At 68.6% G+C, this 14474-nt stretch carries 12 protein-coding genes; 2 read left to right on the top strand and 10 right to left on the bottom strand.

Annotated features, from left to right (window positions below; translation table 11 throughout):
• Window positions 1-47: 47 nt before the first annotated feature.
• From kduD to AC1RRS_RS21785, 4 genes are all read right to left on the bottom strand, one after another.
• Window positions 48-806 carry a 2-dehydro-3-deoxy-D-gluconate 5-dehydrogenase KduD gene (kduD, locus tag AC1RRS_RS21800; RefSeq protein WP_492856983.1) on the bottom strand — a complete coding sequence of 253 codons (759 nt, stop codon included), beginning with the start codon at window positions 804-806 and terminating at the stop codon, window positions 48-50.
• 156 nt (window positions 807-962) lie between these two features.
• On the bottom strand, window positions 963-1805 hold the full coding sequence (gene kduI, locus AC1RRS_RS21795; protein WP_492856982.1) for a 5-dehydro-4-deoxy-D-glucuronate isomerase: 843 nt from the start codon (window positions 1803-1805) through the stop codon (window positions 963-965).
• A 25-nt stretch (window positions 1806-1830) separates the two neighbouring features.
• Window positions 1831-3285 carry a glucuronate isomerase gene (gene uxaC, locus AC1RRS_RS21790; RefSeq protein ID WP_492856981.1) on the bottom strand — a complete coding sequence of 485 codons (1455 nt, stop codon included), beginning with the start codon at window positions 3283-3285 and terminating at the stop codon, window positions 1831-1833.
• A 104-nt stretch (window positions 3286-3389) separates the two neighbouring features.
• A complete protein-coding gene (locus AC1RRS_RS21785) occupies window positions 3390-4472 on the bottom strand; it encodes a LacI family DNA-binding transcriptional regulator (RefSeq protein WP_110120131.1) in 1083 nt (360 codons plus the stop codon).
• 158 nt (window positions 4473-4630) lie between these two features.
• Between AC1RRS_RS21785 and AC1RRS_RS21780 the strand changes: the two genes are divergently transcribed.
• The gene (locus AC1RRS_RS21780) at window positions 4631-6139 is read left to right on the top strand and encodes a UxaA family hydrolase (protein WP_492856980.1); all 1509 of its coding nucleotides are present in this window, start codon (window positions 4631-4633) and stop codon (window positions 6137-6139) included.
• On the opposite strand, the gene AC1RRS_RS21775 is transcribed toward AC1RRS_RS21780, so the two are convergent.
• Window positions 6136-6723 carry a TetR/AcrR family transcriptional regulator gene (locus AC1RRS_RS21775; RefSeq protein WP_492856979.1) on the bottom strand — a complete coding sequence of 196 codons (588 nt, stop codon included), beginning with the start codon at window positions 6721-6723 and terminating at the stop codon, window positions 6136-6138. The genes AC1RRS_RS21780 and AC1RRS_RS21775 overlap by 4 nt on opposite strands.
• A gap of 106 nt (window positions 6724-6829) precedes the next feature.
• Between AC1RRS_RS21775 and AC1RRS_RS21770 the strand changes: the two genes are divergently transcribed.
• Window positions 6830-7567, top strand: a complete 738-nt coding sequence (locus AC1RRS_RS21770) for an SDR family oxidoreductase (protein ID WP_492856978.1) — start codon at window positions 6830-6832, stop codon at window positions 7565-7567.
• A 29-nt stretch (window positions 7568-7596) separates the two neighbouring features.
• Here the strand turns inward: AC1RRS_RS21770 and AC1RRS_RS21765 are convergent, their stop codons facing one another.
• The 5 genes from AC1RRS_RS21765 to AC1RRS_RS21745 all read right to left on the bottom strand — a co-directional run bounded on the left by AC1RRS_RS21765 (window position 7597) and on the right by AC1RRS_RS21745 (window position 14331).
• Window positions 7597-9261: an energy transducer TonB gene (locus AC1RRS_RS21765; RefSeq protein WP_492856977.1), complete on the bottom strand. Its 1665-nt coding sequence runs from the start codon at window positions 9259-9261 to the stop codon at window positions 7597-7599.
• A 114-nt stretch (window positions 9262-9375) separates the two neighbouring features.
• On the bottom strand, window positions 9376-9675 hold the full coding sequence (locus tag AC1RRS_RS21760; RefSeq protein WP_492856976.1) for a hypothetical protein: 300 nt from the start codon (window positions 9673-9675) through the stop codon (window positions 9376-9378).
• A 164-nt stretch (window positions 9676-9839) separates the two neighbouring features.
• Complete coding sequence (locus AC1RRS_RS21755; RefSeq protein ID WP_492856975.1) at window positions 9840-12098, bottom strand: TonB-dependent receptor; 2259 nt, start codon at window positions 12096-12098, stop codon at window positions 9840-9842.
• Window positions 12099-12397: 299 nt separating this feature from the next.
• The gene (locus tag AC1RRS_RS21750; protein WP_492856974.1) at window positions 12398-12799 is read right to left on the bottom strand and encodes a hypothetical protein; all 402 of its coding nucleotides are present in this window, start codon (window positions 12797-12799) and stop codon (window positions 12398-12400) included.
• On the bottom strand, window positions 12796-14331 hold the full coding sequence (locus tag AC1RRS_RS21745; protein ID WP_492856973.1) for a M20/M25/M40 family metallo-hydrolase: 1536 nt from the start codon (window positions 14329-14331) through the stop codon (window positions 12796-12798). Before AC1RRS_RS21745 ends, AC1RRS_RS21750 begins: the two co-directional genes overlap by 4 nt.
• Window positions 14332-14474: the final 143 nt, after the last annotated feature.

Genomic DNA, 14474 nt, shown 5'->3' with positions numbered 1-14474 from the left:
CCTTCGCGGGGATCAAAACGTTCGGTCGTCCCGAAGGCTGTAAGGCTTTAGCGGGCCAGCCAGCCGCCATCGACCGGCAGGGTGACGCCCTGGATGTAGTCGGCGGCCGACGAGGCCAGGAACACGGCAGCCCCGCCCAGGTCTTCCGGGCGCCCCCAGCGGCCGGCCGGGATGCGGGCCAGGATCGAGGCGTTGCGGTCGGCGTCGGCGCGCAGGGCCTCGGTGTTGTTGGTGTCGAAATAGCCCGGCGCGATGGCGTTGACGTTGATGCCCTTGGTCGCCCACTCGTTGGCCAGGATCTTGGTCAGGCCGGCCAGGCCCGACTTGGCGGCCGTGTACGACGGCACGCGGATGCCGCCCTGGAACGACAGCAGGCTGGCGATGTTGATCACCTTGGCGCCGGTCCCTTGAGCGAGCGCCTGCTTGGCGAAGGCTTGGGTGAGGAAGAAGACGACCTTCAGGTTGGTGTCGATCACCGCGTCCCAGTCGGCTTCGGAAAATTCGATCGAGTCGGCGCGGCGGATGATGCCGGCGTTGTTGACCAGGATGTCGACCTTGCCGAGGGCGGCGACGGTCTCGTCGACCACGCGCTGGACGGGCTCGATGGTCGAGAAGTCGGCCTTGATCGACACGAACTTGCGGCCCAGGGCCTCGACGGCGGCCTTGGTCTCGGTCGGTTCGCTGCGGCCCGCGGCGGCGATGTCGGCGCCGGCTTCAGCGAGCGCGATGGCGATCCCCTGCCCGATGCCGGTGTTGGCGCCGGTGACGAGCGCGACCTTGCCTTCGAGGCTGAACGGATTGGCCATGGTGCTTAGTTTCCTGATCCCGATTGCTTCATCCCGGGCGGCTCGAAAGCCGCTCGGGACCCAGGGGCGGCGACACGCGCGGCCCCTGGGTCCCGGCTCTTACGCTCCACTTCGGCCGGGATGACAACCGAAGCAAAACTGGAAGGGGCTTTGGCCCTACTTCAGCTGGCAGATGTCCAGCACGTTCATGTCGGTGTAGTCGAGGTTCTCGCCGCCCATCGCCCAGATGAAGGTGTAGTTGGCGGTGCCCGAGCCCATGTGGATCGACCACGGCGGGCTCATGACGGCCTCTTCGTTGGCGATCACGATGTGACGCATCTCGTCCGGCTCGCCCATGTAGTGGAACACCCGGTCGTTCTCGCCCAGGCCGAAGTAGAAATAGGCTTCCGAACGGCGGTCGTGCAGGTGGGGCGGCATGGTGTTCCAGACGCTGCCCGGCTTCAGCACGGTCATGCCCAGCAGCAGCTGGGCCGACTTGCAGGTGGTCGGCACGATGTACTGGTAGATGGTGCGCTCGTTCGAGGTTTCGAGAGCGCCGCGCTCCAGCGGGATGGCGTCGGCGAAGGCCAGCTTCTTGGTCTCGAACGCGGCGTGGGCCGGCAGGCTGACCAGGTAGAAGCGAGCGGCTTCGCCGTTCACGCCTTCGAAGGTCACGTCCTTGGCGCCCATGGTGACGTACAGGCCGTCACGCGGAACGATGTCGTAGGCGACGCCATCGACGGTGATCTTGCCGGTGGTCTCGCCGACGTTGATCACGCCCAGCTCGCGGCGCTCCAGGAACGGGTGGCCGGCGGCCGAGGCCGGTTCGGTCTGGTCGGGCAGCTTCACGGCGCCCACGGCGACCACGCCGCCGACGACGAAGCGTTCAGCGTGGTTGTAGTTGAGGACGACTTCGCCTTCGACGAAGAGGTCCTGCATCAGGTAGCGATCGCGCAGGTCGTCGTTGCTGACCGCGAACATCATGTCCGGATGGGTGGCGTGGTAGGTCTTGGCGAACATCGAGTTTACTCCGGAAGTGGTGTTCTTATTCGGCGGCGAGCGCCGGGGCCGGTAGCGGCCGCGGCTGATCGAGCTTGTAGGCCTTCTTAGGCAGATTGTACGTCAGGTCTACGATGAGCTCCTGAGCTTCCACCAAATCCATGCGGTGCTCGCTCACCATGCGCGCCAGGAAGGCGCTGTCGACGCGACGGGCGACATCGTGGCGGGCGGGGATCGACAGGAAGGCGCGGGTGTCGTCGTTGAAGCCGACGGTGTTGTAGAAGCCGGCGGTCTCGGTGACCTGCTCGCGGAAGCGCATCATGCCTTCCGGGCTGTCGTGGAACCACCAGGAGGGACCGAGCTTCAGCGTGGGATAATGGCCGGCCAGCGGGGCCAGTTCGCGGCTGTAGGTCGTCTCGTCCAGGGTGAACAGGATGATCGACAGGCGCGGGTCGTTGCCCAGGCGGGTCAGCAGCGGCTTCAGCGCATCCACGTACTCGGTGCGCATCGGGATGTCGGCGCCCTTGTCGCGGCCGTGGCTGTCCAGCAGGCCGACATTGTGGTTGCGGTGCGAGCCGGGGTGGATCTGCATCACCAGGCCGTCCTCGAGGCTCATCTTGGCCATCTCGGTCAGCATCTGGGCGCGGAACAGCTCGGCCTTCTCAGGCGTGAAGTTCCCCTTCACCAGGTCGGCGAACAGGGCTTCGGTCTCGGCTTGCGACAGGTCGGCCGTGGCGGCGGTCGGGTGGCCGTGGTCGGACGAGGTGGCGCCGGCCTCGATGAAGGCCGCCCGGCGGATGCGGTGGGCTTCGAGATAGCCCTTCCAGCTGTAGACGTCCTGGCCCGAGATCTCGGCGAAGCGTTCGAAGGCGCGCGGGCTGCGCTCGTCCTCGAAGTCGATGACCGCGTCGGGGCGATAGGCGGTGATGACGTGGCCGCCCCACCCGCTCTCGCGGATCGCCTTGTGGTGCTTCAGCGGATCGTGCGGGCCTTCGGTGGTGGCCAGGGTCTCGATGTTGAAGCGGTCGAACAGGGCGCGCGGGCGGAAGGCGTCGGTCGCCAGGGCCTCGTTGATGCCGTCGAAATAGGCGTCGGCGTTGTCCTCGCCGAGGAACTCGGTGAAGCCGAACACCTTGGAGAACACGTGGTTCAGCCAGATCCACGACGGCGTGCCGCGGAAGAGGTGGAAGTTCTTGGCGAACACCTTCCAGGCCGCGCGCGGATCGGTGGCCGGCACGCCGGACTTGCGGGGAACCTTCAGGTCGTCCAACGCCACGCCCTGGCTGTAGAGCATGCGGAAGACGTAGTGGTCGGGCGCCAGCAACAGGTCGGTGGCGTCGCGGAACGGCTCGTTGGTGGCGAACCAGGCCGGGTCGGTATGGCCGTGCGGGCTGATGATCGGCAGGGCCGCGACGGTGGAATAGAGCTCGCGGGCGATGCCGCGCACGGTCGGATCGGCCGGGAACAGACGATCGTCGTGCAAGATCAGGGGGCGGGCCATGGCGTGTCTCCTCGTCCCTTCGCCTCGAACCCTAGCGGGTCGCTTCGAGGCGCTTGGTAACCGGTGTCAGAACTTGGTGCAAGGTGCAGGGCGCGGCGCGCACCCTACACAGGTTTGGGAGCGGCGGAAGACTCGCGCACCACCAGATAGGGGATCGTGGTCGCCGGATCGCCCGGCTCCTTGCCCTCGCGGGCGATCAGCTTCTCGGCGGCCATGCGGCCGACCTGGCGCGTTGGGATGTGGACGGTGGTCAGCGGCGGCCAGACGGCCTGCGCGATCTGGAAGTCGTCGAAGCCGACCACGGTCAGGTCCTCGGGCACCGTCAGGCCTGCGCGGCGGGCGGCCTGCAGCACGCCGGCGGCCATTTCGTCGTTGCCGGCGAAGATGGCGGTCGGACGCGGGGTCTTGGCCAGCAGCGCCTCGCCGGCGGCCAGGCCCGATTCGAAGGTGTAGGCGCCCTGCACCACATAGTCCGGGTCGAGCTTCAGCCCCGCCGCCGCCAGGGCGTCCTCGAAGCCCCCTCGCCGCTCGTGCGACGAACGGAAGCTGGGCAGGCCGGTGATGAAGCCGATGCGCTCGTGGCCCAGGCCGACCAGGTGCTCGCCCATGGCCTGGGCGCCCAGCCGGTCGTGGCCGACGATCATGTGCTCTTCCTCGTCCAGCGGGACTGAGGCGATGCGGATGTATTCGCAGCCGATGTCGCGCAACAGGTCGGCGACGCGCTCGTCTTCGGAAACCGACGGCGGCAGGATCACGCCGAACAGCTTCTGCCGCTCGATGAACATCCGCACGTCCTGCAGGAAGGTCGGGCTGGAGCGGTCGCAGGGGTGGACCACCAGCTCGAAGCCCGAGCCGCGCATGCCGTCCAGCAGGCCAAGCTGCATGTTGACGACGTACTGCGGGTTGGGGTTGTCGTAGATCATGCCGATCAGGAACGAGCGGCGGAACGCCAGGCCCCGGGCCTGGGGATCGGGGGCGTAGCCCCACTCGGCGATCACCGCCTCGATACGCTGGCGGGTTTCCTCGCGGACGAACGGCGACTGGTTGATGACCCGCGAGACGGTCTTCTTGGAGACCCCGGCCAGGCGGGCGATGTCGTTGATGGTGGCGCGGCGACGACCGCTTTCCAGCGCGGCGTTCACATCCGTGTCGTCGGCGGACTTGTTTGGCGTCTTAGACGAGGTCACGGCGTTTCCATGCAGTGGTTTTCGTTTTTTGTCATACTCCAGCGTCTGGAGCGTCGCTAATCAAGCGGCAAAAAGCACGCTGGCGAAGCTCTTGACACCGGTTTCCACTCCCTTAGGACCGGATGGCAGCACAAAAAGTCGCAAAGACAAAGACCCAGATGAGCGAAACAGCCTCCCTACCCGGCGAATCGATCCACGGCGTCGACCCGCGCGACCATGTCGCCACCGCCCTGCGTCCCCTTGGCGTCGGCGAAACCGTCGATCTGCACGGCCAGTCGATCCTGGTGCGGAGCGACATCCCCAAGGGCCACAAGATCGCCGTCCGCCCCGCCGCGAAAGGCGAGGACGTGCTGAAGTACGGCTGGCCGATCGGCCGGGCGACCAGCGACATCGCCGTCGGCGACCACGTGCACGTCCATAACGTCGAGACCCGCCTGGAGGGCGTCGAGGGCTACGCCTATGCGCCGGCCCCGACCGACAACACCGAAGTGGTCGGCGAGCGCAGCTTCCTGGGCTACCGCCGCGCCAATGGCCGGGTCGGCACCCGCAACGAGATCTGGGTGCTGTGCACCGTCGGCTGCGTGGCCAACACCGCCCGCCGCATCGCCGAGAAGGCCAACGCCCGCTTCGCCGGCCGCGTCGACGGGGTGTTCGCCTTCCCCCATCCGTTCGGCTGCTCGCAGCTGGGCGACGACCTTTCCCACACCCGCCAGCTGATCGCGGGCCTGGCCGCCCACCCCAACGCCGGCGGCGTGCTGATCCTGGGTCTGGGTTGCGAGAACAACCAGTTGAAGGCCCTGCTCGACAGCGCCCCGGACCTGGATCCCGCCCGCCTGCGCTCGTTCACCACCCAGTTCGTCGAGGACGAGTACGAACAGGGCCTCGAAGCCATCGAGGAACTGGTCGCCATCGCCGAGCAGGACCGCCGCGAGCCGGCGCCGATCTCCGAACTGGTGGTGGGCCTGAAGTGCGGCGGCTCGGACGGCTTTTCGGGCGTCACCGCCAACCCGCTGGTCGGCCGCATCGCCGACAAGGTGGCCGCGGCCGGCGGCACGCCGGTGCTGACCGAGATCCCCGAGGTGTTCGGGGCCGAGAACGTGCTCCTTCAGAGGGCCGCGAGCCGCGAGATCTTCGACGAGGCCGTCGCGGTGATCGACGACTTCAAGCGCTACTTCATCGACAACAACCAGCCCATCTACGAGAACCCCTCGCCCGGCAACATCGCCGGCGGCATCACCACCCTGGAGGAGAAGTCCCTGGGCGCGGTGCAGAAGGGCGGCCGCGCGCCGCTGGTCGAGGTGCTGCGCTACGGCGAACGCGTGGGCCCGCACGGGCTGACGCTGCTGGAGGCGCCGGGCAACGACGCGGTGTCGTCCACCGCCCTGACGGCGGCCGGCGCCACGGTGATCCTGTTCACCACCGGCCGCGGCACGCCGCTGGGCTTCCCCGCCCCGACCCTGAAGATCGCCTCCAACAGCGCCCTGGCGATCCGCAAGCCGTCATGGATCGACTTCGACGCCGGGGTGGTGCTCGACGGCCAGACCATGGACCAGGCCGCCGACTCCCTGCTCGACCTGGTGGTCGCCACCGCCTCGGGCCAGGAGACCAAGGCCGAGCGCAATGGCGAGCGCGAGATCGCCATCTGGAAGTCGGGGGTGACGCTCTAGGCGCGTCTCGGCGCCAGTCCCCGCAAGGCCAGGCGCGCCGCTTCGCGCAGTTCGTTCTCGCCCGCCCCGCCGCGCGCGGCCACCTTCAGGCCCGAGCGCAGGGTCAACAGCATCCGGGCGGCCGCCTCGGCGTCGAGCCCGACATCGAATACGCCGGCGGCGATCCCGCCCTGCACGCGGCTGGCGAAGGCGGCGACGACGGCGCGGGCGGCCTCGTCGTTGAGGGCGTTGACCTCAGGGTCCGAGCGGCTGAACTCGACGATCGAACCGACGCCCAGGCAGCCGCTTTCCAGCTCATCGGAAGACCCCAGCCCGACCAGCAGCGCGGCCTCAATGGCGTCGGCTGCGTCGTCGTGGGCGGCCAGCGCCCCGGTCATCTGGGCCAACGAACCGGCCGCATAGCGGCGCAGGGCCTCCAGGAACAGGCGGCGCTTGTCGCCGAACGCCCCGTAGAGGCTCTGGCGGCCGATGCCCATGCCCTCGATCAGGTCGCTGGTCGAGGCGGCCTCGTAGCCGTGGCGCGCGAACACCTTGATCGCGCTGGCGATCGCTTCGTCCCGGTCGAATTCAGAAGGCCTGGCCATGATCGCATCCTAGCGATCTTGATCGATCAGTCCAGAATTATTCTTGACTGATCGATCCCGAATGCACAGTTGTTATGGACCAATCAGTCCATAACGGAACATCGCCATGACCACCGCCTCTCCCTCCCCTGCCCCCGCCCTGGTTTTCGGCGGCTCGCGCGGCATGGGCGCCGCCATCGTCCGTCGCCTCGCCGCCGAGGGCCGCCCGGTCGCCTTCACCTACGCCAGTTCGCCGGGCAGCGCCGCGGCCCTGGCCGCCTCCGTCGAGGAGACCGGCGGAACGGCCCTGGCCCTCCAGGCCGACAGCGCCGACGCCGAAGCGGTGCGCGCCGCGGTCGAGGCCGCCGTCGCGCGGTTCGGAAAGCTGGGGGTGCTGGTCGTCAACGCCGGCGTGCTGATCCCCGGCGCGATCGACCAATACGCCTTCGACGACTTCGACCGCATGCTGGCGGTCAATGTGCGCGGGGTGTTCGCGGCCATCCGCCACGCCGCCCCGCACCTGCTCGACGGCGGCCGCATCGTCACGATCGGCAGCAACACGGCCGAGCGGATCGGCGCGCCCGGCTCCAGCGTCTACGCCATGACCAAGGCCGCCGTGGCCCAGCTGGTGCGCGGCGCCGCGCTCGACTTCGCCCCGCGCGGGATCACCGTCAACAACGTCCAGCCGGGTCCGGTCGAGACCGACATGACCGCCGGCCTGATGGACTACATCACGCCCCGCCTGCCGCTGGGCCGCATCGGCAAGCCCGAGGAGATCGCCGACCTGGTCGCCTGGCTGGCCGGTCCGACCGCCGGCTATATGACCGGCGCCAGCCTGACCATCGACGGCGGCTGGACGGCCTGAGCCCCAAAGGCCCTGGCGCGACGGCGGCGCTAGTCCGGGACCGAGAAGTTGACCGGGATGAGGATCGGCTCGTCCGTCGGGGCGCCGTCGATCGTCTCCGGGCTGAAGCGGAACAGCCGGCTCATCTTCAGCGCGGCTTCGCCGAAGCCGTATTCCAGCGGCGATTCCGACAGCAGCGTGCAGTCCTCCACCCGGCCCTTGACGATCCGGGCGCAGCTGAGTTCGGCCTTGCCGCCGACCTCCATGCGCTGGGCGCGATCGGGGTAGTAGCGGGCGGCGGAGTCGGCATCCATGCCGGCGCGGATCAGGGGCCGGTAGTCGATGACTCCCGGCCCCGGCTTGGGCAGGTCGGGCTCCGAAGCGACGATCGAGGGTTTGCCGAACTTGCCGACCGGCACCTCCAGCAACACGGTCGAGCCGATCGTCGAACGGCCCTCGTCGGTCCAGAGCTGGGACACGACCTTGGCGAGCCGCGCCCGCGCGTCGATCTCGGCCCCGGCGTCGCCGGCCGGCGTCAGGCTCAGGATCTCGCAGCCCTCCAGCTTTCCGCTCAGGCCGACCTGGCAGCGGGCCCGCGCCTCGCCCGCGACCGGCGGCGTTCCGTCCGGCCTCGGCGTCGGCGCCGCGTACGGCATGCTCATCCAGTAAGGCCGGCCCTCAAGGTTTCCGAAATCGATCACGACCGCCTGGGGCGTGAGCACCGGGGCGGTCGGAGCCTTCTTGCGGGCGCTCGACGCGGCGGAGGTCGTCGGCGGCTCGAGCCGGAAAGCCGAAGCCAATCCCAGGGCGGCCTCGCCGAAGCCCTCGCCCTTCACCGTCTCGGCGATCACGCGGCAGTCCTGGAGCCGGCCTTCGTCGTTGGCCATGCAGCTGAGGCGGACCAGCCCCTTCACCCCGCGCTGCCGGGCCGAGGGCGGATAGGCCGCCAGGACGTCGGCCTGGCTGGGCGCGGCGCGCCACGCCAGGGTGGGCTGATAGGGCGCGCCCTCGAACGGACGGCAGCGGTAGTCGCAGGAGAAGAACACCTTCAAGACGGTGGTCATGGGAACCGGAACGCCGTTCCTGCGCCCCGGCTGGAAGCGATAGAGGGGCGCCACGCTCAGCGCGGCGGGGCCCAGATCCTGCGCCACGCTGCGTTGCGACAACACCCCGCAGTCCTTGGCGCGCCCCTCCAGCGTCACCGTGCACAGCAAGTCGACACTGCCTTCGAGTCCGCTGAAGCGCGCCGCCGCCGGCCAGGCGGCGTGCAGCGCGTCCTGAGAGGGCTGCTCCACCTCCAGCGGGGCGACATATTCGACCCCGCCCGCATGGAACACCCGCGCCTTGGGCGCGATGAATTGCACGGTGATGGTGCGCGAGCCGTTCACGGCCCGGGTTCTCGGCGCGACCTCGTAGCGCTTGACCATGGTCAGCGCCGCCGGGCCGAAGCCCTCGCCCGCGGGCGTCTCCGACGTCAGGGCGCAGCCCCAGACGCGTCGCTCGGCCGACTGGCAGGTCACGACCGCGACGCCGTTCAGGCCCTTGGCCTTGGCGGCGGTCGGATAGACGCCCTGCACCTCGTCATAGCGATAGGTGAAGACAGGATCGCCGGTTCCCTCCTGCGCGGCGGCGCCGCCGCCCAGCCCCGCCCAAGCCAAGCCGATCCAGGCCAGGGCCGCAAAGGCGCCGGCCTTCCCGGTCGTACGATAGGTCATGATCCACCCCGAAACTCGCCTCAACCTATGGACGGCGACGGCGATTGCCAAGCCACCAGTCGGCGAGTTCGAGGAGCGGAGGAACGGGCGGCGCGATGCGCCGCCCTCCCCGCGTCAGTGCGCGGCGTCCTTGGCCTTTTCACCGGCCTTTTCCGCCTGGTCGCCGGCCTTCTCGGCGGTCTCGCCGGCGGCGGCGGCCGCGTCGCCCGCGGCCTTGGCGGTGCTGGTGTCGCCAGCGGCCGCGGCCTGGGCGCTGGCGTCGGCGGCGGTGTCGGCGGCGCTCGAGGCCTGGGCCGCGGCGTCGGCGGCCTTCTGACTCTCGACCGAGGCCTCGGCGGCCTTTTCGGTCTTGTTCTCGCAGGCGGTGACGGTCAGGGCGACGGCGGCCAGGCCGATGAGCAGGGTGTGACGCATGTGAACTCTCCCAAACGAGCTTCGCCGGTCTGTCGCCGGCTTGGCTCAACCCGCATGCGGCGGCGTTCGTTCCGCCGCCCTCCGCTCAAGCCTTCGGGCATGAAAAAGCCCGGCGGCGTCCTCTCGAACGCCGCCGGGCCGATCGTCTCGGTAAAGGCGCGTCCTTAGAAGCGCTTCGTCACCTGCACCCCGTAGGTGCGCGGCTCGTTGACGAAGGCGGTCAGGTTGTTGAAGTCGATCGCGCCGATGACATTGGCTTCGTCGGTCAGGTTGCGAACGTAGACCGCCGCTTCCAGGCCCTGGGCCGGGTTGCGCCAGCCGGCGCGCGCGCCGCCTTCGAAGTTGGTGTCCTGCATGAACTCGACCGATTCATAGAGGAACAGGTTGAAGTCCTTCTGCATGACCCAGTCGGTCGATGCGAAGAGTTCGGTGCCGTTGCTCAGGCCATGCACGTAGTTCAGCGTGATGTTGGCCGTGTACTTCGGGGCCTGCGGGAACGGGTTGCCGTCGATGTTGGCGCGACGGGTCGTGCCCACCGTGACGATCGGATCGGTGACCGTGCAGTTGGCGCCGCAGAAGGCGACCAGCAGATCCTTGTCCTTGATCTCGGTGTGATTGTAGGCGAACCCGCCGGCCAGGCTGAAGCCCGCGCCCAGATAGACGTCGCCGTCGAGTTCCAGGCCGTAGCCCTCGCCCTTGTCGGCGTTGATCAGCTGGTTGAAGTTGCCTTCGCCGCCGATGGCCGTGAACTGCGGGTCGGTGACCTCGTAGTAGTAGACCGTGGCGTTCAGGCGAGCCTTGCCCTGCCACAGGCGCGACTTCAGGCCGGCCTCGTAGGACATCACCGTCTCGGAATTGGCCGCCGTGATCAGGTCGGACGAGGTGATCCGGCCCTGCAGCGACGGACCGCGATAGCCCTTGGCCACGCGGGCGAAGGCGTTCAGGTCGCTGTTGATCTCATAGAGGGCGCTGAGGTCCCAGCTGACCTGCTCGTCGCCGACCGAACGACGCACGTTCGACAGCGGCAGGGCCGTGCTGGTGCTGCCAGCCGGGATGATGCGGTCGCCGTGGAAGTCGCGGCTGTCTTCGGTGTAGCGCAGGCCGCCGGTGATCTTCAGGGCGTCGGTGACCTTGTAGTTGGCCTGGCCGAACACCGACCAGGATTCCGAGCGCTGGATGATGTCGCCGATGACGATCGGGTTCAGGCCGCCGACGCCGTTGAAGGTGCCCGAGACGAGGTTGAAGCGCTCGTCCCAGAAGAAGGCGCCGACCTGCCAGCCGAGGCGGCCGTCGCCGTTCGAGGCCAGGCGCACTTCGATGGTCTTCTGGTCCAGATCGCTCGACAGGGTGCCGGTCTCGGAGTTGAACGGCGTCTTGTAGGGCGCGGTCGAGGCGGCCGAGGCCACGCCGCCGTCGATGTCGCCGTCGCCGGCCGAGCGGCCCTGATAGGCGCTGACCACGCCGGTCAGGGTGACCGGGCCGAAGTCGTAGGCCGCCTGCAGGCTCTGCGAGGTGGTGTGCTGCTTCTGCGGGTTGTTGCGGCCGCCGTCGTAATAGACCGTGTCGCGGTCGAAATTGCCGTTCAGCTCGTTGGAGCCCTTGGTCAGCACGTTGGCGCGGTTCAGCGTGCCGGTGCCGGTGTAGTTACGCGACTGCAGGGTCAGCAGGGTCGACAGGCGGTCGGTCGGCTTCCAGGCAACGTGCACGCGGGCGGCCGTGTCGTCGAAGCGGCCCAGGTCGTCGCCGTCGCCGGCGAACGAGGGGTTGTAGGCGTTGTTGACCCAGTCGTCGCGGTGGTTCCACAGGCCGGCGATGCGCACCGACAGGGTGTCATTGACGGGGATGGTCACGCCGGTCTCGGCGCGCACCGCGCCCAGGTTGCCGTAGGCGATCGAGCCGAAGCCGCCGAACTCGCCGCCCGGCTTGACGGTGTCGATCTTGACCACGCCGGCCGGGGTGTTGCGGCCAAACAGCGTGCCCTGCGGGCCGCGCAGCACTTCCAGTTGGTCGACGTCGAACAGCGGGAAGCCCTTCAGGTAGACGTTCTCGAGCACGACGTCGTCGAGCACCACCGAGACCGGCTGCGAGGCGTTGAAGTCGAAGTCCACATTGCCGAGGCCGCGGATGTAGAAGCGCGGGGCGTAGCGGCCGTTCGAGCTTTCGATCTGCAGACTGGGCACGCGGGCCGAGAGCGACAGCACGTCGCCGCCGCCGGCCGACACGGCCGCCAGGGTCTTGCTGCTCATCGCGGTGACGGCGAACGGCACGTCGCGGATGTTTTCGCTGCGACGCTGGGCGGTGACGACGATCTCCTCGGTCACCGTGGCGTCGGAGGCCGGCGCTTGAGATTGGGCCAGAGCCGGCGCGGAGATCAGCAGGGCCATGCCGCTAGCGGACAAAGCGAGCCAGTTTTGAAGATTCATACGTGCAACCCCTCATATTTTCGGGGCGCACCTACGCCATGACGTTACATCAACGCCACAAAAAACCAGCGTCATTGCTTGAACTTTTCAAGACAACTCGATCTTCGTGCGGCGAACACCGAACTTTGAAACAGATTTACTGCGAGAACGACGAACGCTGAACGGGAATATATGACCCGTACCTGACGCCGAAACGCAGCCTCCCGACGCCAACGTCCGGCATGTAAGAAAACAATTACCCGTAAGAAATTCCGCATACGAACCATTGGCGGCGAATGCCGACGACGCGGCGGCCGTGCTCAGCCCTCGATCCAGATGTTCCTGGCTCCCACCAGCGTGACGCTCTGCATCACCCCCGGCCGGCTGCGCGTATAGGCGCAGACTCGGAAGTCGGCGAACACGCGGGGCCGGAACAGGTCCTGCTCGTAGGGCCGCAGACGCTTCTCCAGCGACGCCGGCAACTTGTGGATGTCGTCGAAGTTGTCGCCCTCCTCGTCGACGACGCGCAGCATCCGCGTCGTGCCGATCGCCCAGATCCGATACGAGAACGTACCGTTGGCCAGCGACATGCGGCCATGCACCGTCCGGCACTGACCGGGCGGCGCCGAGCGCGGAAAGACCGCCGCCTGGGCCGAAACGGCCGCGACCACCAGCAGGGCGCATCCGGCGAGGCCGACCACGATCCCGATACGCCGCCTCATTTCGCCTCCGCGATCTCGTACATCAGGTCGACATAGCTCATCGTCCCGCCGACCAGTCCCTCGACCTTGGGATTGCTGCTTTCGATCACATAGTACTCGTTGGGCGCATGGGCGCCGCTGCCGTGGCCCAGGCCGAACTGACCGGCCGGCAGGCTGACCGGCGGCGAGGTGAAGACCGTGCCCGGCCAGGAGCCCGCCAGGCGCGGATAGAGGGTGGCCGGCGCGCCCAGGCGCTTGTAGCTGGCCAGCTGGGCGCGGATCAGGCGGCTGTCCTCGGGCGTCTCGGTCGGGTCGTAGCCGCCGCTGACCTTGATCTCGACGTCGTTGAAGCCTCGCTTGTCGAGGTGGGCGCGGATCTTGGCCACGGCGTCGTCCATGGTCATGTCCGGCACCAGCCGCAGGTCGATCTTGGCGACGGCGCGGCCGGGCAGCACGGTCTTGCCGCCGGGGCCGGTATAGCCCGAGACCAGGCCTTCGATGTTGATGGTCGGCTGCGAGGCCAAACGCTCCAGCGCCTTCTCCCACGGCAGGTCGTCGATCCAGCGGTCGACGCCCAGAGCCTTCTTGGCGTCGGCCTCGCTCATGCGCTGAGCGGCGAGCGCGATCAGCTCCTTCTCGCGCGGCGTCAGCGGGCGGACCTTCTCGAAATAGCCGTCGATGGCGGGCGTGTTGCCGTCGGGCGTGACCAGGGTCGTCAACGCCTGCACCAGTCGCCAGGCCGGACTGTCGACTCGGGCCTTCTCGCTGGAATGGATGTCGGTCTTGGGACCCCTGCCCCAGGTCGCCCCGCTGGCCACCAGCTCGAACTCGACGACGCCCTTGGCGCCCAGGTTGACGCTGACGCCGCCGTTGCTGGGGCTCTGCCAGCCGGCCGGAATGATCACCCCCTCGCACTTCTTGAGGGCCGCCAGGACGTTCGGTCTGGTGACGATCTGGCGGAAATGCGGGCTGCCGATCTCCTCCTCGCCCTCGCAGACCAAGACGAGATTCACCGGCGGCTTCTTCCCCGCGGCGCGGATGGCGTGCAGGGCGGCCAGGAAGGCGCCTTCCGGCCCCTTCTGGTTCACCGCCCCGCGCCCGACGATCACCTTGCCGAAGCCCGGCTTGTCGACGATCCGCGCCTCCAGCGGCGGCGCGCTCCACTCGGCCGGATCGTACTGCTTGACGTCGTACATGAAGTAGATCGCCAGCCAGCGCCGAGCGCCGACGTCGAGCACCCCGAACACGCCCGGCGCGCCGTCGGTGGGCACGACCTCCACCTGCTGGAAGCCGGCGTCGCGGGCCAGGGCGGCCATGTAGTCGGCGCCCTTGTCCATGTCGCGGTTCTCGGCGGCGATCGACGGCAGGGCGATCCAGTCCTGGATACGCTTGACCGAGGCCTCGTAGCCGGCTTCGGCGGTCTTCCGGATCGCGGCCATGTCGGCCTCGCGCGCCGAGGACTTGGCGGCCCGCGCCAGGCCCGGCGCCAGCAGGGTGGCGGCCGCGGCGCCGGTCATCAGGGCGCGGCGGTTCTGGACGGCGAACTCAGGCATCGGATCCCCACACGAAACTCCAGGTGGAGGGATTGGAGGCCACGACTCGCGGGGCGGCAAGGGCGGGGATGCACCGACAAGATCCTCCCCCCTTGTGGGAGGTGGCCCGGAGGGCCGGAGGGGGTCGGCGCGGCCTTCGCCGC

Source organism: Caulobacter sp. GW821-FHT12A07, assembly GCF_058807655.1.
Note: the sequence above shows the minus strand (reverse complement) of the source record. Positions and strands in the feature narration are given on the sequence as shown.